Annotated in this window: 1 protein-coding gene; it reads left to right on the forward strand. The window is 66.7% G+C overall.

Features of this window, described 5'->3' with window-relative positions; translation table 11 throughout:
- The coding region (locus EN861_RS34700) for a terminase small subunit (RefSeq protein WP_189343826.1) at positions 1 to 324 on the forward strand (324 nt) is incomplete at both ends.

The raw sequence follows: 324 nt of genomic DNA on the forward strand, positions 1-324 counted from the left end.
CGAACGGTTTGCGCAGGGCCTCGCCAAGGGCTTGAGCGGCAAGGCCGCTTATGTCGAGGCCGGCTATCGGTCGACCGGCAATGCCGCCGAAGTCGGGGCCGCGAAATTGGTCAGGAATGGTAAGATTGCGGCACGCATCGCCGAGTTGCAGGCGCGGCAGGTGCGGCGGCTCGACGTGACGGTCGAAAGTATCGTAGCCGAGTTGGAGGAAGCGCGCGGGGCGGCGGTGGCTCACAAACAGCTTGCAGCGGCGGTGGCGGCTTCCCTGGGCAAGGCGAAGCTGCTCGGGCTGGTGATCGACAAGGCCGAGGTCGAGCAGACGCT

Source organism: Mesorhizobium sp. M8A.F.Ca.ET.218.01.1.1 (assembly GCF_004791165.1).
Taxonomy (GTDB): Bacteria; Pseudomonadota; Alphaproteobacteria; order Rhizobiales; family Rhizobiaceae; genus Mesorhizobium.